Genomic DNA, 23,998 nt, shown 5'->3' on the forward strand with positions numbered 1-23,998 from the left:
GGCACCTCACCACCGAACGGAGTTCTGTCACGATGAGCGACCCGTCCACCGCCGAGACGCGCCTCCCCCTGTCCTTCGGACAGGAACAGCTGTGGTTCCTGGACCAGTTGAACCCCTCGGAGACCACCTACAACGTCCCCACGGCCTACCGGCTGCGCGGCCCGCTGGACGTGCCCGCCCTGGAGCGCGCGCTCAACCTGCTGCTGGCGCGCCACGAGCAGCTCCGGACGACCTTCCACGCGGCGGACGGCGTCCCGTACCAGATCGCGACCCCTGTGCGGCACCGGCCGCTGCCGGTCCGGGACCTCGCCCAGGAGGCCCCCGGCGACCCGGAGGAGGCGCTGCGCCGGGTGCTCCAGGCCGAGGCCGACACCCCCTTCGACCTGGCGGCGGGGCCCAACGCCCGGTTCCAGCTCCTGCGGATCGCCGCCGACGACCACGTGCTCAGCCTGAACTACCACCACATCGTCACCGACGGCTGGTCCGGCGGTCTGATCAGCCGCGACATCTCCCAGGCGTACGCCGACCTCGCCGCCGGCCGCGAGCCCGCGCTGCCGGAGCCGTCCGTCGGCTACGCCGACCACGTCGAGGAGCAGCGCCGCCAGCGGGCCGAGGGGGTGTGGGAGGAGGAGCTCAAGTTCTGGCAGCAGCGGCTGGCCGGCCTGGAGGCGCTCGAACTCCCCGCAGACCGGATCCGTCCCGCCCGGCCCACCCGGAACGGCGAGACCTTCGTCGCCGAGTTCCCCGCCGAGGTGCTGGCCGGGGCGCGGGCGCTGGCCCGCGAGCAGGGGGCCTCCCTCTACATGGTCGTCGTCGCCGCGCTGAACGTGGTCCTCGGCCGCTACAGCGGACAGGACGACATCCCCCTCGGCGTGCCCATGCTAGGCCGGACCGATCCCGAACTCGAGGACGTCGTCGGCCTGTTCATCAACATGACGGTGCTCCGCACCGATCTGTCCGGCGGGGTGACCTTCGCCGAACTGCTGGAGCGGATCGCCGACACCAACCTCGACATCTACGACAACCAGGAGGTGCCGTTCGAGCAGGTCGTGGACCGGGTGCAGCCCACCCGCGAGGCCGGGCGCAACCCGCTGTTCCAGATCGCCTGCCAGCTCCTCGGCGAGTCGACCACCGGCGACGCGCTGCGGCTGGAGGGGCTGGACAGCGAGTCGATCACCGTCTCGGGCGGGCGCTCGCGCTTCGACCTGTCCTTCACCTTCATGGAGGGCGAGGAACGGCTGCGGCTGATCGTCGAGTTCGCCACCGACCTCTACGACCGCTGGCGGATGGAGGCCCTCGTCGGCCATCTCCGGAGCGTCCTCACCGCGGCGGCCGAGGCGCCGGACACCCCCATCGCCGAACTGCCGCTGCTCTCCGCCGAGGAGCGCGCCGAACTGCTGGAGGCGGGCCGCGGCGCGGACTTCGACTTCCCGGACGAGCCCGTGCACGCCACGATCGCCCGGATCGCCGAGGAGCACCCCGACCGGGTCGCCGCCGTCTGCCGGGGCGTCGAGATGACCTACGGCGAACTGATGCGCCGCGCGGGCAAGCTGGCCCGGTACATCCGCGCCCGGGGCGTGCGGCCCGAGGAGGTCGTGGCCATCGCGATGGACCGCGACCTGGACGCCCTGGTGTCGATGCTGGGCGTGATGCTCTCCGGAGCGGCCTACACGGTCATCGACCCCTCGCACCCCAACGCCCGCCTGGACCACATGCTCCGGGACACCAAGGCGCCGCTGGTCATCACCCGGGAGGCGGCCCTGGGCGACCTGCCGGACTCCTGCGGCTGGGAGAGCGTGCGCATCGACGCTGACTGGGAGCTGATCGAGGCGCGGTCCGACGCCGAGCCGCTGGCGGAGCTGACCACGCGGACCTCCCTGGTCTACATCCTCTACACCTCCGGCTCCACCGGCCGCCCCAAGGGCGTGATGATCGAGCAGCGCGGCCTGCGCATCTTCATCGAGGCCTACCGGCGCACCTTCGGCGAGTGGACCCACGGGGACCGGCTGCTCCAACTGCCCGCCCTGACCTTCGACATGTCCCAGGGCGAGATCTTCGCCGGGCTGATCAGCGGCGCCGCCCTGGTGCTGGTGGCACCGGAGGACGCCTCGTCCCCGGAGTCCCTGGGCGGCCTGATCCGCGACCAGCGGGTCACCTACGCAGGACTGTCGCCCGCGATCCTCTCCGTCGTCGAGGCCGGGCCGTACCCCGACCTGAAGCACATCATGGGCGGGGCCGAGGCGCTCCCCGCCGAACTGGTCAACAAGTGGAACCTGCCGGGGCGTTCGTTCGTCAACCTCTACGGACCCACCGAGGCGTCCATCGCGACCACCGAGTACCTGTGCGAGCACAAGGAATGGCAGTCGTCGCCCCCCATCGGCCGGCCCGAGTTCGCCCGGCTGCACTACGTGGTCGACAAGGAGTTCAACCTCGTCCCGGTCGGCGTCCCCGGCGAGCTGCTGATCGGCGGTGACGAGGGCCTGGCCCGCGGCTACCTGCACCAGCCGGAGCTGACGGACGAGAAGTTCGTGCCCGACCCCTTCCTGGGCGAGGGCCGGGTCTACCGCACCGGCGACCTGGTGCGCTGGACCCGCGACCTCCAGATCGACTTCATCGGCCGCCTGGACAACCAGGTGAAGCTGCGCGGCCTGCGGATCGAGCTCGGCGAGATCGAGTCCGGGCTGCTCACCCACCCCGGGGTCCGGATGGCCCTGGTCCTGCTGCGCGAGGACGGCGGCGAGAAGCAGCTCGTCGCCTACTACACGGTGCTGGGCGACACCTCCCCGACCGTCGCCGAACTCCGCGAGCACCTGGGCGCCACGATGCCCGAGTACATGGTGCCGACGGCCTGGGTGGAGCTGCCGGAGTTCCCGCTCACCCCGGCCCGCAAGATCAACCGTGCCGCCCTCCCGGCCCCCGTGTCGGGCACCGGCGGGGAGGCGGACTTCGTCGCCCCCGCGACCCCGACCGAGGAGAGGGTCGCCGAGGCCTTCGGCTCCGTCCTCGGCCAGGAACGGGTCGGCGCCGACGGCACCTTCTTCGACCTGGGCGGCAACTCGCTCCAGGCGATGCGGGTGGTGAGCCGCCTCAACAAGCACTTCCGCGTCAAGGTCAACGTCCGCCTGCTGTACGGGGGTGCCACCGTGGCCGCCGTCGCCGCCGCCATCGACGCGCTGACCGGCTCCGGGAACGCGGCGGCCGGCCGTGCCTGACCCCACCCGGGACACCTCCCCGCCCGGGGACGCGGCACCGGCCGCCACCGGCTCCCGCCCCGCCCAGTCCGCGCTGCTCGGCTGGGGCGCGGCCCTGCTGGACCGGACCGATCCCGAACTGGCCCTGCTCCTCGACCGCGAGGTCGAGAAGCAGGGCACCACCCTGGCCATGGTGGCGTCCGCCAGCTTCGCCGGCCCCTCCGTCCTGGCCACCGGCGGCGCCGCCCTGTCCAACGTCACCGCCGAGGGGTACCCCGGCGCCCGCTACCACCCGGGGGCGGCCCGGTTCGACGGCGTGGAGCGCCTCGCCGTCGAGCGCGCCCGCGAGGTGTTCGGCGCCCAGTACGCCAACGTCCAGCCGCACTCCTGCTCCTCGGCCAACCAGGCCGTCCTGGCGGCGCTGCTGCCCCCGGGCGGCACCCTGCTCGCCCTCGACCTGGACTCCGGCGGGCACCTCACCCACGGCTCCAGCGCGTCGGTGACCGGGCACCACTACCGGGCCGTCCACTACGGCCTCGACGAGGCCGGGTTCATCGACCACGACCAGGTGGCGGAGCTGGCCCGGACCCACCGGCCCAAGGTGCTCATCGCCGGGGCCAGCGCCTACTCGCGGATCATCGACTTCGCCCGGTTCCGGGAGATCGCCGACTCCGTCGGCGCCTATCTGATGGCCGACATCTCCCACATCGCCGGGCTGGTCGCGGCCGGGGAGCACCCCAGCCCCGTCGACCTGGCGCACGTCACCACCACCAGCACCTACAAGCAACTGGGCGGGCCGCGCGGCGGGATGATCCTCATCGGCCGGGAGCACGTCACCCCCGGCCCCGACCGACGCACCCCGCTGGCCCGGCTGATGCAGCGGGCCGTCTTCCCCCAGACCCAGGGCACCCCGAACCCGGCGGCGATCACCGCCAAGGCGCACACCCTCAAACTGGTGGCGGAACCGGCGTTCAAGGAGACCATGCGGCTGGTCGTCGACGACGCCGCGACCCTCGCCGGCGCCCTGGCGGGGCACGGGTACCGGGTCCTCACCGGAGGCACCGACAACCACATGATCCTGCTCGACCTGCGCGGGCGCGGCATGACCGGAGTGGTCGCCGAACGCGCCCTGGAGGACTGCGGCATCCTCACCAACCGCAACCGCATCCCCGGCGACACCAAGCCCCCGCTCGTCGCCGGCGGGCTCCGGCTCGGCACCAACATCCTCGCCCAACGGGGCATGGGACCCGCCGAGATGAGGATCTGCGCCGACCTGCTGGACGAGGTCCTCACCGCCACCACCGCGCTGGGCGACACCGAGTACCGCACCGACCCGGAGACCGCCGACCGGGTCCGCGCCAGGACGGCGGACCTCTGCCGCGCCCACCCGCTGCCCCTCGGGCCCCCCGACGGCACCGCCACCGCCCGCCCCCGCACGCCAGGAGAGAGGTCGTGACCCCCAACCCCGGGCCCCCCGCCCCGTCCGTCCCCCCGCCGGCCCCGCCGCCCGCGCTGCTCCCGGCCGACCGGCCGCGACGGCCCGGTGCCGCGCCCCGGCTCACCGGCACCGCCACGGCGCCGCTCGGCCCCGGGGCCCGCACCGCCCCCGGCGACCTCCTCCTGGCGGGCTTCGCCGCGCTGCTGCACCGCTGGACGGGCCAGGCCGCCCTCTCCTTCGCCGCGCGGACCCCGGAACGCGGCGCCGTCCGCGTGGGCCGAGCCGTCAGCGGCACGGCCACCCTCGCGGACCTCGCCCGGGACCTCGGGGAGGGCTGTGCACCGGCGGCCGGGGCCGCCGCGGACGAGTTCGAACTGACCCTGACGGCGCCCGCCGGGGACGGCGCCGGGCGGGAGGCCCTGCTGCGCTACGACCCGGCCCTCTTCGACCGGGCCACCGCCGACCGGCTGCTCGACGGCTACCGCACCCTGCTGGAGGACGCGCTCGCCACCCCCGGCCGCCCGGTGGAACGGCTGGCCCTGCTCCCGGAGCCCGAGCTGCGCCGGATGCTCGTGGAGTGGAACGACACCCGGGCGGACCTCCCGCACGAGAGCTGCCTGCACACCGCCTTCGAGGACCGCGCGGCCGGGGCCCCCGACGCCCCCGCCCTGATCGGCACCGACCGCTCCTGGACGTACCGCGAGGTCAACGAGGCCGCGAACCGGCTGGCCCACCATCTGCGCGACCTGGGCATCGGCCCCGACCAGCGGGTCGGCATCTGCCTGGAGCGCTCCTTCGACCTGCTGGTCGCCGTCCTCGGGGTGCTCAAGGCGGGCGGCGCCTACGTGCCGCTCGACCCCGGCTACCCCGGGCAGCGGCTCGCCGCGATGATGACCGGCAGCTCCTGCGCGGCCGTGGTCAGCCGGAGCGGCTCGGCCCGCGGCCTCCCCCTGACGGACACCCGGCCGGGCGGCCCCACCGTGCTCCTGGACCGCGACGCGGGACTCCTCGCCGCCCGCCCCGCCCACGACCCGGAGGGCGGCGCCACCCCCGACGACCTCGCCTACGTCATCCACACCTCGGGGTCCACCGGGGCGCCCAAGCCCATCGCCCTGCGCCACCGCGGCGTGGTGAACAACATCGCCGACCTCAACACCCGCTACGGAGTGGGCCCCGGCGACCGGGTCCTCGCCCTCTCCTCGCCCAGCTTCGACATGTCCGTCTACGAGTTCCTGGGACTGACCGCGGCGGGCGGCACCGTGGTCCTGCCCGACCCCGCACGGGTCAAGGACCCGGAGCACTGGGCGGAACTGCTGGCGGCCCACCGGGTCACCGTCTGGAACTCCGCCCCGGCCCTGCTCGACCTGGTCGTCGGCCACCTCACCGACACCGGCTCACCGCCCCTCCCTGACCTGCGGCTGGCCCTGCTCGGCGGCGACTGGATCCCCGTCACCCTCCCCGACCGGGCCCGCGCGCTCTTCCCCGCCCTGCGGTTCACCGCGCTCGGCGGGGCCACCGAATCGTCCATCCACTCCACCCTCCACGAGGTGACGGAGACCGACCCGGCCTGGACGAGCATCCCCTACGGCCGCCCCATGGCCAACCAGCGCACCTACATCCTCGACGACCTCCTCCAGCCCGTGCCGCCCGGCGTGCCCGGCGAACTCCACCTGGCGGGCACCGGACTCGCCCGGGGCTACCTCGACCGGCCGGAGCAGACCGCCGAGCGGTTCCTCGACTGGTCCTTCGGCCCGGTCCGCGACGAACGCCTCTACCGGACCGGCGACGTGGCCCGCTACGGGCCCGACGGCCTGATCGAACTGCTCGGCCGGTCCGACTTCCAGGTCAAACTGCACGGACTGCGGATCGAACTCGGCGAGATCGAGGCCGTGCTGCGCGCCCACGAGGACGTCCGCGAGGCCGTGGCCGCCGCGCGCCCCGACGGCTCCGGCGACCTCCGGCTCGTCGCCTACGTCGTGCCCGCCTCCGGCGCCCGCCCCGATCCGGGCGCGGTCACCCGGCACGCCGCCCGGTCACTGCCCGCCTACATGGTGCCCGGCACCGTCGTCGTCCTGGACGGACTGCCCCTGACGCCCAACGGCAAGGTCGACCGCAAGGCACTGCCGGAGCCCCCGGAGGAACCCGCCGGAGAGCGCGAGGGCTACGCGGCGCCCGCCACCGAGACCGAGCGGACGGTCGCCGGAATCTTCGCGACCGTGCTGTCGGTGCGGCGGGTCGGCGCGGACAGCGACTTCTTCGCCGTCGGCGGCAACTCGCTCCAGGCCCTGCGCGCCGTCACACGGCTCAGCAAACACTTCGGGATCAGGGCGAACGTCCGTATGCTGCACGGCGGGTCCACCGTCAGCAGCATCGCCTCCGTCATCGACCGGCAGCTCGCCCAGCCGCCGGCCCCGACCCCGAAGGAAACCCCGCGACAGTGACCGAACCCTCCCCCGACAGCCTCGTCACCCTCCGGGAGACGGGCGGTCCGAACCCGCTGTACTGCGTCCATCCGGTGTCCGGGTCGCCGTACTGCTACTCCGGCCTGGCCCACGGGCTGGGCACGGACACCCCGGTGCACGGGTTCGAGGCGCCCGGATTCGACGGTGTCTCCGAACCCGCCGCGTCCATCCGGGAACTGGCCGAACGCCACACGGCCACCCTCCGGGACGCCCGGCCGCACGGCCCCTATCTCCTGCTCGGCTGGTCGCTCGGCGGCGTCGTCGCCTACGAGATGGCCCGGCTGCTGTCGGCCGCGGGGGAGGAGGTGCCGCTCCTCGTCATCATCGACGCGGCGCTGCCCCGGCTCCAGCCGCTGCCGCCGGAGGACAGCCTGGCGCGCTACTTCCTCTACGACTTCCTGGGAGTGACCGAGGGCCGCGCCCCCGACGTCGACAGGGCGGTGTCGGGACTGGGGCCCGGAGCCCGCCCCGCCGACCTGTTCGCCGCGGTGGAACGGGAGCGCGCCGTGCCCGAGGAGTTCGACGCCGAGTTCCTGCTGGAGCGCTACGCCCTCTTCCGCACCCATGTCAGGGCCCTGCGGCAGCACCCGCTGGGCCCCGTCCACGAGGGCCCCGCGATCCTCGTCAGGGCCGCGGTGACCGAGGACTGGCTGCTGGGGTGGGGACCCCATCTGCCCCGGCTGACCGAGCACACGGTGCCCGGCGACCACCACTCCATGTGGCAGGGGCCCGGACTGGACGCCATGAGCGGGATCGTCACCCGCGCCTTACGAGAGGTGAGCTGAGCATGGCGGAGCCCACCGCCCCCACCGGGGCGGACACCGCGAAGCCCCCCGGCCCGCCCCGGTCCCTCTGGCACCACCGGGACTTCATGGTGTTCTGGACGGGGGAGGCCCTCTCCCTCTACGGCACCCAGATCACCAACCTCGCCCTCCCGCTCACCGCCGTCCTGGTCTTCGACGTCGGGGCCGAGCAGCTCGGCCTGCTGCGCTTCGCCCAGCTGGCGCCGTTCCTCGGGCTCGCCCTGGTCTTCGGCGTCTGGGTGGACCGGGTGCGCAAGCGGCCCGTGATGCTCGGCGCCAACCTGGTCCGGATGGTGCTCATCGCCCTGGTGCCGCTGCTCCACCAGTTCGACCTGCTGACCCTCCCCCTGCTGTACGCGCTCGCCCTCGGCGTCGGCGTGGCCACCGTGCTCTTCGACGTGAGCTGGATGTCCTACGTCCCCGTGCTGGTCAGGGACCGGCAGAGCCTGCTGGAGGCGAACAGCAAGCTCAACGCCACCCTGTCCTCGGCCGACATCGCCGGACCCGGGCTCGCGGGCACCCTCGTCAGCGCCTTCTCGGCCCCCTTCGCGATGACCGCCAACGCCGTCTCGTACGCCGTCTCGGTGGTGTCCCTGATGGTCATCAGGACACCCGAACCGGTGCCCGAGGCCCCCGCGGAGAAGCGGCGGCTGCGCGCGGAACTCCTGGAGGGCCTGCGCTGGGTGTTCGGCAACCGGTGGCTGCGCGCCATCGGGCTGGTCGGCTGCGCCTGCAACTTCCTGCTGACCATGGTGCAGTCGCTGTTCCTGCTCTACGCCGTGCGCGACAAGGACCTCTCGGCCGCCGCGGTCGGCTTCGTGATGGGCGCGGCGGCGGTCGGCGGCCTGCTCGGCGCGCTGGTCTCCGGCAAGGTGGTGCGCACGCTGAGCGTGGGCACCGCCTACCGGGTGTCGGTCTCGGTCATCTTCCTCGGCCCGCTGCTGGTGCCCGCCGCCGGCGGCCCCCGCTGGCTGCTCCTGGGCATGTTCGTGGCCTCGTTCTTCCTGGAGTACTTCGGCAGCAGCGTCTCGAACGTGCTCATCGTGAGCCTGCGCCAGACCATCACCCCGCAGCACCTGATGGGCCGGATGACGGCCGCCATGCGGATGCTGCTGTACGGCGGCGGCGCGCTGGGCGGCCCGGTCGGCGGTCTGCTGGCGGTGGTGGCCGGGCTGCACGGCGCGCTGTGGATCGCGGGGCTGCTCTCCGCGGCCATGCTGGTCCCGATCTTCCTGTCGCCGGTCGGCACCCTGCGCACCATGCCCACCGGGCCGGAGGACAGCGCCGTCGCCGCGTGAGAGGAGCCCCGCCGCCGGGCAGCGGCGGCGGGGCTCCCCGGTCCGCGTACACGCGGCCCGCGTGCTCCCGGGCAGGGACGGCCGGTCGGTGCCGGCCGGCACCGCGCCGCCGGGCACCGGCGGGCCGCGCGACCCGGTGTCCGGACCCGGCGGGAGGCGCCCCGTCTCCGGGGCGTCCCGCGCCTGGGCCCGGGGCGCCCGTCCGCCCCCGGGAGGTCAGTCCGTGGGCGCGGTCGGCGCCAGACCGAGGTGCGACCGCAGGGTGCCGCCCTCGTACGCGGTGCGGAACACCCCGCGCTCCTGGAGCAGCGGCACCACCCGGTCCACGAAGTCGTCCAGCCCGCCCGGCGTCACCTGCGGGACGAGGATGAAGCCGTCGGCGGCCTCCCGCGCAACGAAGTCCGTCAGCTCGGCGGCCACCTCCCCGGGGGTGCCGATGAAGGACTGACGGGCGCTCGCCTCGATCACCGTCTGCCGGATGGACAGCCCCTTCTCCTGCGCCAGCGCCCGCCACTTCTCGGCGGTCGCGAGGGCGTCCCCCCGCCCGGCCCGCCCCTGGGTGAGCTGTGCGTCGGGCACCGGGTCGAAGCCGGGCAGCGGCCCGTCGGGGTCGTACCCGGAGAGGTCGGCGCCCCACACCTGCTCCAGCGCCAGCAGCGCGGTGGCCGGGGAGATCTGCCGCCGCCGGATCTCCGCCGCCCGCTCCCGCGCCTCGGCCGGGGTGTCCCCGAGCACGACGGTGACCCCGGGCATGATCTTCAGCTCCTCCGGACGGCGGCCGTACGCCGCCAGGCGCCGCTTGACGTCGGCGTAGAAGGCCCGGCCCGCCTCCAGGGTGCCGTGCCGGGTGAAGATCACGTCGGCCGCCGAGGCGGCGAACTCGCGGCCCTCGTCGGAGTCCCCGGCCTGGATCAGCACCGGCCGGCCCTGCGGGGACCGCGGCAGGCCGAACTCGCCCGCGATGTCGAAGTGGTCCCCGCGGTGGGCGAACGGCCGGGGCTCGCCGCCCGGTGTCCAGGAGTCCCAGACCGCCCGCGCGGCGGCCACCGCCTCGGCGGCCCGGGTGTAGCGGTCGGACCGGTCGAGGAAGCCGCCGCGGCGGAAGTTCTCCCCGGTGAAGGCGTCGGAGGAGGTGACCACGTTCCACGCGGCCCGGCCCCCGCTCAGGTGGTCCAGCGTGGCGAACCGGCGGGCGAGTTCGAAGGGCTCGTTGAAGGTGGCGTTGACCGTGGCGGCCAGCCCCAGCCGCCCGGTCACGGCGGCCAGCGCGTTCAGCACGGTGAGCGACTCGGGGCGGCCGACCACGTCCAGGTCGTGGATGCGGCCCTTGTGCTCCCGCAGCCGCAGCCCCTCGGCGAGGAAGAAGAAGTCGAACAGGCCGCGTTCGGCGGTGCGGGCCAGGTGCTCGAAGGAGGAGAAGTCGATCTGCGAGCCCGACCGGGGATCGGTCCACACGGTGGTGTTGTTGACGCCGGGGAAGTGCGCGGCGAGGTGCATGGTCCTGCGGGCGGTCATGGGGTCCCCCCGGTGGCGGCGTACTGGTTGGCGGGCCGGGCCAGGCCCAGATGGTCCCGGAGCGTGGCGCCCGGGTAGAAGGTGCGGAACAGGCCCCGGTGCTGGAGCAGGGCCACCGTGCCGTTGACGAGCCGCTCCAGGTCGCGGTGCGGCTCGGCCGGACGGAAGTGGAAGCCGTCCACGGCGCCCTCCCGGTGCCAGGCGATGACCAGTTGGGCCAGGTCGACGGGCCCGCCCCGGTACCGGGGGCCGTGCGGGGTGGGCCGGGGGCCGCCCCCGCCGTGTCCGGGAGCGGCGGCGCCCTCCCCGTCCCCGAGGTCGACCTCCAGGCTCGCGAGGACCCGCAGCCCCTCCGGGTCGCGTCCGTGCGCCGCCGCCGCGGCCCGCAGCTCGGCGCGGACCGCCGCCGCCTCCCCGGGGTGCGCCGCCCGCACCAGGGCCACGTCGGCGTGGCGGGCCGCGACCGCGCGGGCCGGGCGCTCGGTGGCGTCGACCACGCGCACCGGATGGCCCTGGGGCGGGCGCGGCACGATCGAGGGGCCCCTGACGGAGAAGGAGGCGCCGCTGAAGTCGACGTGGTGCAGCTTGTCCCGGTCGACGAAGCGGCCGGTGGCGGCGTCCCGGATCTCGGCGTCGTCCTCCCAGCTGTCCCAGAGCCGGGCCGCCGCGTCGGCGACCTCCCCGGCCTCCCGCCACAGCGCGTCTGCGGGCGCGGCCCGGCGGCGCCCGAAGAGCCGGGCCTCGCCCTCGGTGGCGGACACGTCGATCCGCCATCCGGCCCTGCCCCGGGAGACCCAGTCCAGGGTGGCCACGGCGGCCTGCACGTGGAACGGCTCGGTGTGGGTGGTGGTGACCGTGGGCACCAGCCCGACCCGGGAGGTGTCGGGCGCCACCCGGGAGAGCACCGCGAGCGCGTCCGGCCCGGGGCGGCCGAAGCCGTCGCCCAGGGTCACGAAGTCCAGGGCGCCGCGCTCGGCGAGCCGCGCGGCGTCCACGTAGGGCCCGGCGGTGCGCACCGCCGGCTGGTCCAGGGCGGTGGCCAGGTGCAGCCGCCGCCCGCTGTGCGTGGAGGTCATGGGGGACCGTTCCTTCCGTTCAGCCGTCTCGGACCGCGCGCTCACAGGACCTTGGAGAGGAACGCCCGGGTGCGCGGATGCCGCGGGCGGTCCAGTACGTCGGCGGGCGGGCCCTGTTCGACGACGCGCCCCTCGTCCATGAACACCACGGTGTCGGCCACCTCACGGGCGAATCCCGTCTCGTGGGTGACGACGATCATGGTGGTGCCCCGCCGGGCCAGGTCCCGCATGACGTCCAGGACCTCGCCGACCAGTTCGGGGTCGAGCGCCGAGGTCGGCTCGTCGAACAGGAGCAGCCCCGGTTCCAGGGCGAGCGCCCGCGCGATGGCGACCCGCTGCTGCTGGCCGCCGGACAGATGGCGCGGATAGGCGTCGGCCCGCTCGGCCAGCCCGACCCGCTCCAGCAGCCGCCGCGCCGCCTCCCCGGCCTCGCGGCGGGAGCGGCCCAGCACGGACACCGGCGCCTCGGTGATGTTCTCCAGCGCCGTCAGGTGCGGGAAGAGGTGGAAGTTCTGGAAGACGAAGCCGATCCGGGTGCGCCGGCGCAGCACCTCCCGCTCGGGCAGTTCGCGCAGCCGGTCGCCGGAGCGCCGGTAGCCGACCGGTTCGCCGCCGACCTCGATCAGCCCCCGGTCCGGTTTCTCCAGGTGGTTGACGGTGCGCAGCAGCGTGGACTTGCCCGAGCCGGACGGCCCCAGGATCACGGCCACCTCTCCGGCGCGGACGGTGAGGTCGATGCCCCGGAGCACCGGATGCGGGCCGAAGCTCTTGTGGACGGACCTGATGTCCACGGTGAGGCTCATCGGGGTGTCTCCTCCAGTCGGGGGTGCGGGCGGGCGCCGTCCGGGGCGCCCAGCAGGGTCAGGGCGGACCGGGCGGCCGCGTCGTTCTGCCGGAACGCCGGCCCGCCGGTGCGCGGCCGGTGGAAGCCGCCGGAGCCGCGCGCCTCGGTGTACGGGCCGAGCGCGAACCGGCGGGGGTGCGGCCGACCGGACCGGTCCAGCAGCCGCCCGTCGGCCGGGTCCACCGCCAGCAGGCCCTCGGCGGTGGCGGCGGCCCCCTCGGCGTACAGGGCGCGCAGCAGCGGATCGCGGGTCCGCTCGACGGTGGGGTCCGGCAGCCGCGCCTCGACCAGCGCGCGGGCGTCGACGGTGGCGCCGGGCACGGTGGCGGAGGCCGCCCGGAACACGCCGTCCGCGGCGGTGACGGTCATGTCGGCGCCGAGGAAGCGCAGCACCCCGGCCCGGGACAGGGCGAGCATCTGGCGCAGCCGGGGGCCGGGCGGGCCGGAGGCGAGGTGGTTGAAGAGGCCGTGCCACCCGGCGTCGGCGCCGCCGAGCCGCTGGAGCTGCCCGTAGACGGAGAGCAGGGCGAGGAAGACGGCCAGGTCGGTGCTGTGCGCGGGGTCGTGGCGCCGGGCCAGGTCGGCGCCCACGTACCGGCGCATCCCCGCCTGGAGCTCCTCGGTCGTGCCGTACCGCACCCCCCGCAGCGGCCGGTCGAGGGCGGCCAGGTCGAACCGGTCGGCCGGGTCGGGCACGGCGGCGGCGACCAGCGCGGCCCGCTCCGCCGCGCCGGCGGTGGCGTACCGGGCCTCGAAGGCGGCGAGGCCGCCGGCGGCCCGCTCGGGATGGGCGGTGAACAGCCGGTGGTAGTGGGCGAAGCCCAGTTCCTTCTCGATCAGCGGCCACACCTCCCGGCGGAAGTCCGGTCCGCCCGGCCGGGCGAGCAGCTCCTCGACCTGGGCGGGCCCGAAGAACCGCGGCAGTGGCGGCCGTTCGCCGACGAGGCGGTAGCCGATCTTGGAGTGGTAGGGGACGCCGCGCCGGGAGCCCACGTACAGCACCGGCTCCCGCCCGGACGGCCGGTAGCCGCCCGCGTGGTGGCGCCCGCCCCGGCCCTCGGTGAGCAGCACCATCAGGTCGACGAAGGCCAGTCCGAAGCCGCGCACGAGGACCGGCTCGCCGGGGCGCAGCGCCGACAGATCGCTGTCGGCGGTGAAGTCCGGCGGCAGGTGGACCAGTCCGTGGGCGCGGGCGTGCGCCGCCAACTCGCGCTGCTCGGCGTCCGGTTCGGCGTCCAGATGGCCCAGGGCGAGGATGACGACGTCGGCGTGGAGGGGCAGCGGGCGCCGGGTCAGCCACACCCGCTGGCGCCCCTCGCGGGGCCCGTCGACCCGCACCGCGCGGCAGGCGTGGCGGTGGACGACGAAGCCCTCCGGCAGGGAGGCCACGGCGCGTTCGTACGCCCAGCGGAGATAGGCGCCCTGCGTACGGCGGCCGGCGAAGACCCGGCCGTCGAGTCCGGCCCACTCGTGCAGGGTGGGCCCGGGGCGCACCGGTCCGTCCATCTCGACGGTCTCGTCGGTGAACAGGGTGACGTCCTCGGCGTGCGAGTTCATCCAGAGCAGCGGTGACTGCCGCTGCCGCCAGACGCGGCCCGCGCCCGGCGGGTACGGGTCGACGAGGTGGATGTCCAGGCCCCGGCCCGGGTACAGGAGCGGCGCGTTGGCCGCGACGCGCTCCAGGACGCCGGTGCCGCGCGGCCCGGCGCCGACGACGACGAGGGAGGGCCGGCTCATCGGGTGCGCTCCGTGCCGCGCGCGTAGTGCCGCTCGACGTAGTACTGGCCGACGCCGAGCACCGAGGTGACGACGGTGTACCAGACGGTGGCCACCATCAGCAGCGGGATCACCTGGTAGGTGCGGTGGTAGACGAGCTGCACCGAGTAGAGCAGGTCCTGCACGGCGATGACGCTGACGATGGAGGTGCCCTTGAGGGTGCCGATCAGCATGTTCCCGGCGGGCGGGACGATGGAGCGCATGGCCTGCGGGAGCACGATCCGCCGCAGCCGCCGCCACCGGCCCAGTCCGAGCGCCTGGGCGGCCTCGGTCTGGCCCCGGTCGACGGAGAGGATGCCGCCGCGCACCACCTCGGCGGCGTAGGCGGCCTCGTGCAGGGTGAGGCCGATGACGGCGACGGTGACCGGGCCCAGCAGGTCGACGGTGCGCACCCCGAGGACGCTCGGGTACAGGGCACCGATGTTGAACCACAGCAGCAACTGCACCAGGATCGGTATGGACCGGAACAGCCAGACGTAGCCCCAGCTCACCGCGCGCAGCACGGGGTTGGCGGAGAGCCGGAGCACGGCGAGCAGGGTGCCGAGCGCGAAGCCCAGCACCATGACGACGGCGGTCAGCCACAGGGTGAGCCAGAGGCCGCGCAGCACGGCGTCGGAGGTGAAGTAGCGGGCGACGACGTCCCAGTGGAAGGCGTCGTTGCGCAGCACCGAGGTGGCGGCGGCCCCCAGCAGGAGGAGGACGAGGACGGCGGCCGTCCACTGGCCGGCCCGGCGCTGCGGGACGATCCTCGGGAGGTCCGCCCGGTCCGGGGCCGCCGGGACGGCGGCGGGTTGGGCGAGGGTGTCGGAGGGCATGGGAGGGCTCCGTGGCATCGGGTCGGCCGGACGCCGCGGCGGTGCCTTCACACGGTGCGCGCACGGGGCGCGCGGTCCGCGCCCAGCGGCGCGGATACGGCCGAGCCCCTCAGCAGGGCCGTCCGCCGAGACTACGGGGCGGTTTCGGTGCGTTGTCAACCCTGTCCACACTGTGAGCGATGCGTCTCAGGTCGTTGACGCGGACGGTGGACGCCTGCTGCACTTGACCCATGCATCCGCAGCAGTGGCTGGTCACGCGCTCCCACATCGACTTCGGTCGAGTGTGGTCCTCCTCCTGTTGAGCCGACCCCGCCGCCTGCCCTGAACTCCCGCCCGGCCAGGGCGGCTTCACGCTTTTTCGCGGCTTCCCGCGCCCCTGCCTCCCGCCCGCGCCGTCCGCCTCGCGCCGCCGTCATCACACGTGTTCCCCCCTCCCCTCGCGCCGCCCCCCGCCGTCGTCCTCAGGAGACCGTCCACCATGCGTACGCTCTCGCGTGCCCGGAACAGCCGCTGGAACAGAAGGAGCCGGAGGTCCCGCGGACCGCTGGGGCCCGGGGGCCCGGAGAGATCCGGCCGCCGGCGCCCGTCCCTCCTCCCGGCCCTCGCCGTCCCGCTGGCCCTGCTGCTCACCGCCTGCGGCACGGGCGATCCCTCGGCCGACGGCGCCGGGGCGGGGGCCGGTTCCGGCGCGGTCCCGACCGCCGATGTCGTCTCCGGCATCGCGGAGAACCCGGCCGCGGCACGGCTGCTGCCGCCCGGCAGCGGTGAACTCACCCTGGCCGTCAGTGTCGGCGGCACCCCGCCCGGCACCACCTATCTGGCCGACGGCAGGACGCTGACCGGCCAGGACGTCGACTTCTCACGGGCCGTCGCCAAGGCGCTCGGCATCCGGCTCAAGGTGGAGCAGGCGTCCTTCGAGGCCATCCTGCCCGCCCTGGACAGCGGCAAGTACGACATCGGCGCCTCCAACTTCGGGGTCACCGAGGAGCGGCTCGGCACCATCGACTTCGTCACCTACATCAACGACGGCCAGGGCTTCGCCGCCCGCGCGGACAGCGGACTGTCCCCGGTTACCGATCTCGTCCGGCTGTGCGGACGGAAGGTGGCGACCAGCGCGGGCACCACCTTCGAGGCCACCCTCACGGAGAACGTCCACCGGTGCGCGGAGGCCGGGAAGAAGCCGTACGAGGTGCGGACCTACAGCGAGACGGGCGCGCTCTGGTCCTCGCTCCAGCAGGGCCGCAGCGACGTGGTGATGTCCACGATCAACGGCCTGCGCTACGCCGTCGCCCACCAGCCGGGCCTGGAGTTCCTCAACGAGTTCCACCGCCTGGACGTCGGCTTCGCGCTCAGGAAGGGCTCCCCGCTGGCGCCCGCCCTCCAGGCGGCGGTGAACGGGCTCATCGAGGACGGCACGTACGACAGGATCCTCGGGAAGTGGGGGACGACCGGTTCGGCCATCCCCCGGTCCGAGATCTCCCCGCCGGAACTGAAGGACTGACGGAACGTCAGCAGGTGGCGGCGCGGCGGGGGGAGGGCCGGTCCCGGCGCCCGCCGGTCCGCGCGTCCCGTCCGCTCCTTTGGGCCTGCCCGGAGCGTCAGTCCAGGCCGATGCCGTCCAGCATGGCCGCCGTCACGTGGTCCGCGGCGTTGCGGTGGCCGCGGGCGTTGGGGTGGACCGCCGCCACCTGGTCGGGGACGCGGGTGAAGACGCCCTCGACCCACTTGCCGCTGTCGCAGACGCTGTGCTGCCGGGAGGAGTCGTAGAGGTCGACGAACCGCGCGGAGTCCTGGCCCGCGGCCGACTTCTCGATGACCTTGTTGAGCGGCTCCAGGACGTCCCGGCGCAGCCAGTCGAGGTCGTCGCGGGTGACCGGGCCGAACTGCTCCAGGTCGTTGTAGCGGCACATGGAGGTGTCGGCGGGGATGACGGTGGGGTAGCCGACGGCCAGGATCCGGGCGTGCGGGGCGCGTTCGTGGAGCACGGTGAGCATCTCGTCGTACTCCCGGCCCACCTTCTCCAGCCGGGCGGGGATGCCGCCGGCGAGGTCGTCCTCGCAGGGACTGCCCACGCCGCCGCTGCCCGAGCCCAGTTGGAGGCACTGGAAGAGGATGTCGGCGAAGCCGAGGGTGTTGCCGCCCACGCCGACGGTGATGACATCGGTGCCGGGGCCCACGGCCGCGGACTGGGGCGGCACCGCCGGGAAGGGGTAGTCGGGGTCCTCGGAGAGCGGCGGCAGATGGCGGCCGATCGGCTCCTGGGCGCGGAAGGTGACGTCCTCGATGGTGGCGGCGCCGCAGCTCACGTTGGTGAGGTCGAACAACGATCCCAGGTCGCGGTCGATGACCTGCGGGTACGACTGGTCGGTGCGCTCGCAGCCGTCGCGGGGCACCTCGAAGGTGTCACCGGCGGCCGGGATGACACCGGCGGTGTAGGAGTCGCCGAGCGCGACCCACTGGTGGGCCGCCGCCGCCACCGCGGCGGGCCGGGCCCCGGCGGACTGCGCCGGGACGAGGGAGCAGGCGGCGAGTGCGGCGGCCGAGCCGATCACGGCCAGCCGGGTGCGGGAGCGTGCCACGGGTCCTCCAGGAATGCGGCATGGGGGCGCCCGTGAACACCGGGCGCCGGAAGGCGGGGAGGCGTCACCGAACCCACTCGTCCGTGCGTCACCGAACGCACTCGCCCGCCTGCGGACTGCCACATTCTGCTGGTGGAGGGCGTCCCGATGGGGGACGCCGCCCCGGCGCGCCGGGGTGTGCGTGCCCCGTGCGCGGGGTGCGGCACCGGGGCCGCCGCCCGCCATGCCCGTGCCCGGCGGGCCCCTGGTGCCGCCCGCCGGGTGTCCCGGTCCCGGGCCTCAGGACGCGGCGTCGATCGCCGCCACCATCCGCGGGTAGCCGCGCCGGTCCGCGAGGTCGCGGGGGAGGACGCCCTGGCCGTCGCGGATCGACGGGTCCGCGCCCGCGTCGAGGAGCAGGGTGACGACCCGGAGGTGGTCCTCGGAGCCGTTGCCCAGGACGATCGCCTCGTGGAGGGCCGTCCACGACAGGTTGTTGACGTGGTTCACCGGGACGCCGGCCTTCAGCAGGATGCGGACGGTCTCGACGTGTCCGTGCTCGCTGGCCGGGATCAGCGCCGTCCCGCCGTAGCGGTTGGTGCTCCGCACATCGGCCCCGTGGTCCAGGGTGAGCCGGAGGATCTCGTCGAGGCCCTCCGCCCCGGCGTAGAGGAACGCCGAGTCCTGGAGGGAGTCCTTGGCGTTGGGGTCGGCGCCGGCCTCCAGGAGCAGCCGGGCCATCCCCGTCCGCTCCGCCTTGGTGGCCTCGACCAGGGGGGTCCGGCCCTCGCGCCCCCGCTTCTCCAGGTCGGCGCCGTCGGCGACGGCCCGGGCGGCGGCGTCCAGGTCGTCGTCCGCCACCGCCGAGGCCAGCCGGGCCGTCGCCCCGGCGTCCGGGGCGGCGGGGCGGGACGAGGGGGCACCGGACGCCGTGCCCGCCGTGGCGGGGGCGTCCGCGGAGGGCGTCCCGGAGGGGGCGGCCGACGGGCCGCCGGTGGCCGCCCGCGGGGTGCCCGCCGCGGCGGGCGTCGAGTCGTCGGCCGCGCAGGCGGCCAGCGTCACGGCCACCAGCCCCGCCCCCAGGACGCGGGCCAGCCTCGTGGCCGTGTGCGGCAGGGGCCTGCGCGGCCCGGTCCGCCGGATCATGGTGTGTCTCCCTTCAGCGGTGCGGCCCGGGGGGCCCGGCGGGCCCCCCGGGGTGGTGGTCACACGAAGACGATGCCGCCGTCCACGTCACCGCGGATCTCGGTGCCGACCTTGCGGTCCAGCAGGTCGTCCAGCCGGTCCAGCGGTCCGATGAGCGCCCGCCCGCCGGCCCGCGCGACCCGGATCGCCGCGTCCACCTTGGGCTTCATTGAGCCCTCGGCGAAGGCGAGTTCGGAGATGGCGTCGGCGGACGCGGTCAGGATGTCCCGCTGCCGGGGCGTGCCCCAGTTCTCGCTCACGTAGTCGCCGTCGGTCAGCATGATCAGGGTGTCCGCCTCCAGTTCGGCGGCGAGCGCGGCGCTGGCGAGGTCCTTGTCGACCACCGCCTGCATGCCGACCTCGCGGCCGGTGCCGTCGATCCGGACCGGCACCCCGCCGCCGCCGACGCAGACGACCAGCCGGCCGCTCTCCAGGAGCAGGCGCACCGCCGGCGCCTGGACCACCCGCACCGGGTCGGGGGACGGTACGACCCGGCGGAAGGTGTCGCCGTCGCGGGCTATCGTCCAGCGGTACTCCGCCGCCGCCTCGGCCGCGTCCTGGGCCGAGTAGGTGGGCCCGATCAGCTTGGCCGGCCGCTCGAAGGCGGGGTCGTTCTCGTCGACCACCGTCGTCGTGAGCACGGTCGCCACCTCGCGTTCACCGACCAGCGCGTTGGTCAGCTCCTGCTGGACCACGTAACCGATCATGCCCTGCGTCTCCGCGCCGAGGATGTCCAGGGGGTAGGCGGCGACGTCCTGGTAGGCCAGGTTCTGCAGGGCCAGCAGGCCGACCTGCGGCCCGTTCCCGTGGGTGATGACCACCTCGTGCTCGCGGGTGAGCCCGGCCAGCGCCCGGCACGTCGACTGCACGTTGACCCGCAGTCGTTCGGCCGTCATCGGCTCTCCGCGACGGGCCAGCGCGTTCCCTCCCAGGGCCACGACCACTCGCATGTCCGCTCCTTCGTTCTCGCTCCCTGCGGGCCCGCGCTCTGCGTGACCGCATCATGAGCTGGATGGTATACCATTTCGACAAGGATCGTCCCCGGTGAGAACCCATGCGCGAGGTGAGGGAAGGGGTCATGACAACAACCGCTCCGGTCGTCCCGGTCAGGGCCGTGTCGCTCGACGCCGCGCTGTCCCGCCTGCTGTCCCGCGGCCCCCTCGCGGCCCGGGTGGACTCCGTCTTCACTCACACTGTCAACCTTCTGACCTCGGGTGATGTGCTCGTGACGCTCTGCTCCCGAGTGCTGGACGACGCCCCGTGGTCGGTCCGCGCGGACGTCCCGGACTGGTCGTCCCTCGGTGCCGTCCCGGGTGCGCCCGTGACGCTGACCGCACGGGAGATCCACTTCGGCGCTCCCGGGCGGCGCTCCGTACTCCTCGTCGGAGCGAAGGAATGGGATGCCATATCCACGGTGCTGGAACTGGGCCCCGCGGAGCTGCGGACCAGGGCACGGGCGCTCGCGGTGCTCCTGGACCGGGACGGCGTCACCGGCGGTATGCACACCCGGCCCGGCGCCCCGCACCCCCCGCCCGGCCGCGAGCCGAACGCCTTCGAGGCCGAGGTCGCCGCCCGGCTGCGCGCGGGCCGGACCGCCCTGGTGCGCGCCGTGGCCGCCCGGGACCTCCCCGCCGTCGGACCGGCCGCCGCCGGGCTGCTGGGCCTCGGCCCGGGGCTGACCCCGGCCGGGGACGACTTCCTCACCGGCCTCGTACTCACGGCGGCCCAGCCGGGCAGCCGCCTCGCCCCGTACGCCGGGGCGGTCCGCGACGTACTGGACCGCCACCCGGACCGTACGACGCGGCTGAGCCGGATCACGCTCCGCGAGGCCCTCCGCGGACGTGCCCGTCAGAGCCTGCTCGACCTCCTGTGCCGTCTCCTCGCCCCCGGCGAGCGGGACCCCGCCGGATGGTCCGAGCACCTTCGCGTCCCGGCCGGCCGTGTCCTCGGCATCGGCCACACCTCCGGGACCGACCTCCTGTCCGGCCTGCTGGCCGGGCTCCGCCTGGAAGCAGAACTGAGAGGTTCCATGTGAACGTCCAAGCGAACGTCACAGCAGTGATCAAGAAGAACACCTACTTCGACTCGGTGTCCCTGATGTCGATCTCGACCCGGGCCAACCAGCTCGACGGCGTCGAGCAGGCCTTCGTGGCCATGGCCACCGAGATGAACAAGGGCGTACTGGACAACCTCGGCCTGCTCACCCCCGGGCTGGAGGCCGCGGGCAACGGCGACCTGATGATCGTCACCGTGACCGGGGAGGGCACCGACCCGGAGGCGACCCTCGCCGCCGTCGAGGAACTGCTGACCAGGAAGGCCCCGGCCGGGGGCGGGAGCCGTGTCACCCACCGCACCATCGCCGCGGCCGCCGCGGCGGACCCCTCGCGGAACCTCGCCGTCATCGCCGTCAACGGCGCCTACGCGGCCCGCGAGGCCCGCCGGGCGCTGGAGAACGGCCTGCACGTGATGATGTTCAGCGACAACGTCACGGTCGCCGACGAGATCGCCCTGAAGGAACTCGCCCACGAAAAGGGCCTGTTGATGATGGGCCCCGACTGCGGCACCGCGATCGTCAACAACGTCGGGCTCTGCTTCGCCAACGCGGTCCGCCCCGGTGCGATCGGCGTCGTCGCGGCCTCCGGCACCGGATCGCAGGAGGTGAGCGTGCGCGTCCACGCCCTCGGCGGCGGGATATCGCAGCTCATCGGCACCGGCGGACGCGACCTGAGCGCCGAGGTCGGCGGCGTCATGATGATCGACGGCATCCGCGCCCTGGCCGCCGACCCGGCCACGGAGACGATCGTCCTCGTCTCCAAGCCCCCGGCCCCCGAGGTCGAGCGGAAGGTCCTCGCCGAGATCGCCGCCGCGGGCAAGCCCGTCGTCGTGTACTTCATCGGCGGCTCCGAGGAGGCCGTCACCGAGGCGGGCGGGCACTTCGCCGCGAGCAGCCAGGACGCCGCGCTCCGGGCCGTACGCCTCACCGGCGACCCCCTGGCCTCCGTCCCCGGGCCCGACACCGCCCGCGTCGAGGCGGCGCGCGCCCGGCTGAACGCCGAACAGCGCCACGTCCGGGGCCTGTTCTGCGGCGGCACACTGTGCGACGAGGCGATGTACGCGCTGCTCGACGCGGGCGAGGACGTCTGGAGCAACATCCAGAAGAACCCCGACCGCGTCCTCGGCGCCTCCGACACCGCCCGTGGCCACACCTTCCTCGACTTCGGCGACGACGAGTTCACCAACGGCCGCCCGCACCCGATGATCGACCCGTCGCTGCGGCTGGAGCGCCTCGTCAAGGAGGCGCACGACCCCACGGTCGGCGTCGTCGTCATGGACTTCGTGCTCGGCTTCGGCTCGCACGAGGACCCGGTCGGCGTGACCCTGCCCGCCATCGCCGAGGCGAAGGCCGTCGCCGCCGAGGCCGGCCGCCACCTGGAGATCGTCGGCTACGTCCTCGGCACCGACCTCGACACCCCCGCGCTCGCCCAGCAGGTCGCCGCACTGGAGGCCGCGGGCGTCACCGTCACCCGCAGCAGCACCGAGACCGGGCAGTACGCCCACGCCGTCGTTCGGAAGGGAACCCCCGCATGACCACGCCCACCACCCAGCTCTTCGACGGCACGCTGAACGTCGTCAACGTCGGCCTCAGCATGTTCGAGGACGACATCGCCGCCCAGGGCGCGAACGTCACCACCCTCGACTGGGCGCCCCCCGGCGGTGGCAAGCCCGAGGTGCTCGCCGCCCTCGACGTCCTCGCCCGGCCCGATCTCGCCGCCCGGATCGAGGCCGCCAACGCCGAGGCCGTCGAGCGGATCACCAGCGCCAAGCCGATGCTGGTCGGCTTCGGGCGCGCCCTCGACGTGGTCCCCGGCATGACCCCGACCACGATCATCCACGCCGGGCCGCCCATCACCTGGGAGCGGATGTCTGGCCCGATGAAGGGCGCCGTGCTCGGCGCGATCGTCTTCGAGGGGCTCGCCGCCGACCTGGAGGAGGCCGAGCGGGTCGCGGCCTCCGGCCGGATCACCTTCTCGCCCTGCCACGAGCACGACTGCGTCGGCTCCATGGCCGGTGTCACCTCGGCGTCGATGTACATGCACGTCCTGCGCAACGAGACGCACGGCAACCACGCCTACACCAACCTGTCCGAGCAGATGGCCAAGATCCTGCGGATGGGCGCCAATGACGCGAGCGTCATCGACCGCCTGGTCTGGATGCGGGACGTGCTCGGCCCCATGCTCAAGGAGGCCATGGAGATCGGCGGCCCAGTCGATCTGCGCCTGCTGCTCGCCCAGGCCCTGCACATGGGCGACGAGGCGCACAACCGCAACGTCGCCGGCACCCTGCTGCTGTTCCAGGCGCTCGCCCCGTCGCTGCTGCGGACCGGCTTCACCACCGAGCAGAAGAAGGAGGTCTTCGACTTCGTCGCCGGCTCCGACTACTTCTCCGGCCCCACCTGGCTCGCCATGGCCAAGGTGGCGCTGGACGCGGCGCACGGCGTCGAGGACTCGACGATCGTCACCACGATGGCCCGCAACGGCGTCGAGTTCGGCCTCCGGGTGAGCGGCCTGCCCGGCAACCACTGGCTGACCGGGCCCGCCCAGAAGGTCGTCGGCCCCATGTTCGCCGGGTACCGACCGGAGGACGCCGGGCTCGACATCGGCGACAGCGCGATCAGCGAGACCTACGGCTTCGGCGGCTTCGCGATGGCCGCGGCACCGGCCATCGTGGCGCTCGTCGGCGGCACCGTGGAGGAGGCCGTCGCCTACACACGGAGCATGGGCGAGATCACCACCGCCGAGAACCCCAACCTGACGATCCCCTCGCTCGGGTTCCAGGGGCTGCCGACCGGCATCGACATCCGCAAGGTGCTGGACACCGGGATCCTGCCGGTCATCAACACCGCCATCGCGCACCGGGAGCCGGGCATCGGCATGATCGGCGCCGGCATCACCCACCCGCCCGCCGAGGTCTTCGAGAAGGCGGTCATCGCCCTCGCGGAGCGGCTGGCCTGATCCCCGGGCCGGCCCGCGCCCCGGG

17 protein-coding genes are annotated in these 23,998 nt (G+C 74.3%); 9 read left to right on the forward strand and 8 right to left on the reverse strand.

Annotation, left to right across the window (positions count from 1 at the left end; all coding sequences use genetic code 11):
* Positions 1 to 32: 32 nt before the first annotated feature.
* The 5 genes from ACZ7LB_RS09690 to ACZ7LB_RS09710 are packed head-to-tail and all read left to right on the forward strand — an operon-like array spanning position 33 to position 9,192.
* Positions 33 to 3,212 carry a non-ribosomal peptide synthetase gene (locus ACZ7LB_RS09690; RefSeq protein WP_471466666.1) on the forward strand — a complete coding sequence of 1,060 codons (3,180 nt, stop codon included), beginning with the start codon at positions 33 to 35 and terminating at the stop codon, positions 3,210 to 3,212.
* Positions 3,205 to 4,647 (forward strand): serine hydroxymethyltransferase, encoded by a 1,443-nt coding sequence (locus ACZ7LB_RS09695; protein ID WP_471466668.1) that lies wholly within the window; start codon positions 3,205 to 3,207, stop codon positions 4,645 to 4,647. The genes ACZ7LB_RS09690 and ACZ7LB_RS09695 overlap by 8 nt, the downstream gene beginning before the upstream one ends.
* Positions 4,644 to 7,070 (forward strand): non-ribosomal peptide synthetase, encoded by a 2,427-nt coding sequence (locus tag ACZ7LB_RS09700; RefSeq protein ID WP_471466670.1) that lies wholly within the window; start codon positions 4,644 to 4,646, stop codon positions 7,068 to 7,070. The genes ACZ7LB_RS09695 and ACZ7LB_RS09700 overlap by 4 nt, the downstream gene beginning before the upstream one ends.
* A complete protein-coding gene (locus ACZ7LB_RS09705) occupies positions 7,067 to 7,876 on the forward strand; it encodes a thioesterase domain-containing protein (RefSeq protein WP_471466672.1) in 810 nt (269 codons plus the stop codon). Before ACZ7LB_RS09700 ends, ACZ7LB_RS09705 begins: the two co-directional genes overlap by 4 nt.
* A 2-nt stretch (positions 7,877 to 7,878) precedes the next feature.
* Complete coding sequence (locus ACZ7LB_RS09710) at positions 7,879 to 9,192, forward strand: MFS transporter (protein ID WP_471466673.1); 1,314 nt, start codon at positions 7,879 to 7,881, stop codon at positions 9,190 to 9,192.
* A 216-nt stretch (positions 9,193 to 9,408) separates the two neighbouring features.
* Here ACZ7LB_RS09710 and ACZ7LB_RS09715 read toward each other — a convergent pair whose 3' ends face one another.
* Genes ACZ7LB_RS09715 through ACZ7LB_RS09735 form a run of 5 tightly spaced genes read right to left on the reverse strand, consistent with a single transcriptional unit; the run spans position 9,409 to position 15,218 of the window.
* Positions 9,409 to 10,707, reverse strand: a complete 1,299-nt coding sequence (locus tag ACZ7LB_RS09715; RefSeq protein WP_471466675.1) for an NtaA/DmoA family FMN-dependent monooxygenase — start codon at positions 10,705 to 10,707, stop codon at positions 9,409 to 9,411.
* Entirely contained in the window at positions 10,704 to 11,783 is a 1,080-nt protein-coding gene (locus ACZ7LB_RS09720; protein ID WP_471466677.1) for an LLM class flavin-dependent oxidoreductase, read from the reverse strand. Before ACZ7LB_RS09720 ends, ACZ7LB_RS09715 begins: the two co-directional genes overlap by 4 nt.
* A 41-nt stretch (positions 11,784 to 11,824) precedes the next feature.
* A complete protein-coding gene (locus ACZ7LB_RS09725) occupies positions 11,825 to 12,586 on the reverse strand; it encodes an amino acid ABC transporter ATP-binding protein (protein WP_471466679.1) in 762 nt (253 codons plus the stop codon).
* Positions 12,583 to 14,364 (reverse strand): FAD/NAD(P)-binding protein, encoded by a 1,782-nt coding sequence (locus ACZ7LB_RS09730; protein ID WP_471466681.1) that lies wholly within the window; start codon positions 14,362 to 14,364, stop codon positions 12,583 to 12,585. Before ACZ7LB_RS09730 ends, ACZ7LB_RS09725 begins: the two co-directional genes overlap by 4 nt.
* Positions 14,361 to 15,218, reverse strand: coding sequence for an amino acid ABC transporter permease (locus ACZ7LB_RS09735; protein ID WP_471466683.1), 858 nt, complete (start codon positions 15,216 to 15,218; stop codon positions 14,361 to 14,363). The genes ACZ7LB_RS09730 and ACZ7LB_RS09735 overlap by 4 nt, the downstream gene beginning before the upstream one ends.
* 478 nt (positions 15,219 to 15,696) lie before the next feature.
* Here ACZ7LB_RS09735 and ACZ7LB_RS09740 point away from each other — a divergent pair, with 478 nt between their 5' ends.
* Positions 15,697 to 16,719, forward strand: a complete 1,023-nt coding sequence (locus ACZ7LB_RS09740) for an ABC transporter substrate-binding protein (RefSeq protein ID WP_471466685.1) — start codon at positions 15,697 to 15,699, stop codon at positions 16,717 to 16,719.
* Positions 16,720 to 16,816: 97 nt separating this feature from the next.
* Here ACZ7LB_RS09740 and ACZ7LB_RS09745 read toward each other — a convergent pair whose 3' ends face one another.
* The 3 genes from ACZ7LB_RS09745 to ACZ7LB_RS09755 all read right to left on the reverse strand — a co-directional run bounded on the left by ACZ7LB_RS09745 (position 16,817) and on the right by ACZ7LB_RS09755 (position 19,911).
* A complete protein-coding gene (locus tag ACZ7LB_RS09745) occupies positions 16,817 to 17,797 on the reverse strand; it encodes an SGNH/GDSL hydrolase family protein (RefSeq protein WP_471466687.1) in 981 nt (326 codons plus the stop codon).
* A 279-nt stretch (positions 17,798 to 18,076) separates the two neighbouring features.
* Positions 18,077 to 18,922, reverse strand: a complete 846-nt coding sequence (locus ACZ7LB_RS09750; protein ID WP_471466688.1) for an ankyrin repeat domain-containing protein — start codon at positions 18,920 to 18,922, stop codon at positions 18,077 to 18,079.
* 59 nt (positions 18,923 to 18,981) lie between these two features.
* Positions 18,982 to 19,911, reverse strand: coding sequence for a carbamate kinase (locus ACZ7LB_RS09755; RefSeq protein ID WP_471466690.1), 930 nt, complete (start codon positions 19,909 to 19,911; stop codon positions 18,982 to 18,984).
* Positions 19,912 to 20,039: 128 nt separating this feature from the next.
* On the opposite strand from ACZ7LB_RS09755, the gene ACZ7LB_RS09760 reads away from it, so the two are divergent.
* From ACZ7LB_RS09760 to ACZ7LB_RS09770, 3 genes are read left to right on the forward strand one after another with little or no spacing between them, the layout of a single operon-like run.
* Positions 20,040 to 20,996: an oxamate carbamoyltransferase subunit AllH family protein gene (locus tag ACZ7LB_RS09760; RefSeq protein WP_471466692.1), complete on the forward strand. Its 957-nt coding sequence runs from the start codon at positions 20,040 to 20,042 to the stop codon at positions 20,994 to 20,996.
* Positions 20,993 to 22,549, forward strand: coding sequence for an acyl-CoA synthetase FdrA (fdrA, locus tag ACZ7LB_RS09765; RefSeq protein WP_471466694.1), 1,557 nt, complete (start codon positions 20,993 to 20,995; stop codon positions 22,547 to 22,549). The genes ACZ7LB_RS09760 and fdrA overlap by 4 nt, the downstream gene beginning before the upstream one ends.
* Complete coding sequence (locus tag ACZ7LB_RS09770) at positions 22,546 to 23,973, forward strand: YlbE family protein (RefSeq protein WP_471466696.1); 1,428 nt, start codon at positions 22,546 to 22,548, stop codon at positions 23,971 to 23,973. The genes fdrA and ACZ7LB_RS09770 overlap by 4 nt, the downstream gene beginning before the upstream one ends.
* Positions 23,974 to 23,998 lie beyond the last annotated feature (25 nt).

The sequence above is a fragment of the Streptomyces sp. NPDC107521 genome (genome assembly GCF_055598485.1).

Bases quoted from the DNA above. Each gene is read 5' to 3' on its own strand.
- ACZ7LB_RS09755 (WP_471466690.1), bottom strand. From the start codon at position 19,911: ATGCGAGTGGTCGTGGCCCTGGGAGGGAACGCGCTGGCCCGTCGCGGA.
- ACZ7LB_RS09710 (WP_471466673.1), top strand. From the start codon at position 7,879: ATGGCGGAGCCCACCGCCCCCACCGGGGCGGACACCGCGAAGCCCCCC.
- ACZ7LB_RS09715 (WP_471466675.1), bottom strand. From the start codon at position 10,707: ATGACCGCCCGCAGGACCATGCACCTCGCCGCGCACTTCCCCGGCGTC.
- ACZ7LB_RS09750 (WP_471466688.1), bottom strand. From the start codon at position 18,922: ATGATCCGGCGGACCGGGCCGCGCAGGCCCCTGCCGCACACGGCCACG.
- ACZ7LB_RS09770 (WP_471466696.1), top strand. From the start codon at position 22,546: ATGACCACGCCCACCACCCAGCTCTTCGACGGCACGCTGAACGTCGTC.
- ACZ7LB_RS09725 (WP_471466679.1), bottom strand. From the start codon at position 12,586: ATGAGCCTCACCGTGGACATCAGGTCCGTCCACAAGAGCTTCGGCCCG.
- ACZ7LB_RS09720 (WP_471466677.1), bottom strand. From the start codon at position 11,783: ATGACCTCCACGCACAGCGGGCGGCGGCTGCACCTGGCCACCGCCCTG.
- ACZ7LB_RS09740 (WP_471466685.1), top strand. From the start codon at position 15,697: ATGCGTACGCTCTCGCGTGCCCGGAACAGCCGCTGGAACAGAAGGAGC.
- ACZ7LB_RS09690 (WP_471466666.1), top strand. From the start codon at position 33: ATGAGCGACCCGTCCACCGCCGAGACGCGCCTCCCCCTGTCCTTCGGA.
- ACZ7LB_RS09735 (WP_471466683.1), bottom strand. From the start codon at position 15,218: ATGCCCTCCGACACCCTCGCCCAACCCGCCGCCGTCCCGGCGGCCCCG.
- ACZ7LB_RS09760 (WP_471466692.1), top strand. From the start codon at position 20,040: ATGACAACAACCGCTCCGGTCGTCCCGGTCAGGGCCGTGTCGCTCGAC.
- ACZ7LB_RS09730 (WP_471466681.1), bottom strand. From the start codon at position 14,364: ATGAGCCGGCCCTCCCTCGTCGTCGTCGGCGCCGGGCCGCGCGGCACC.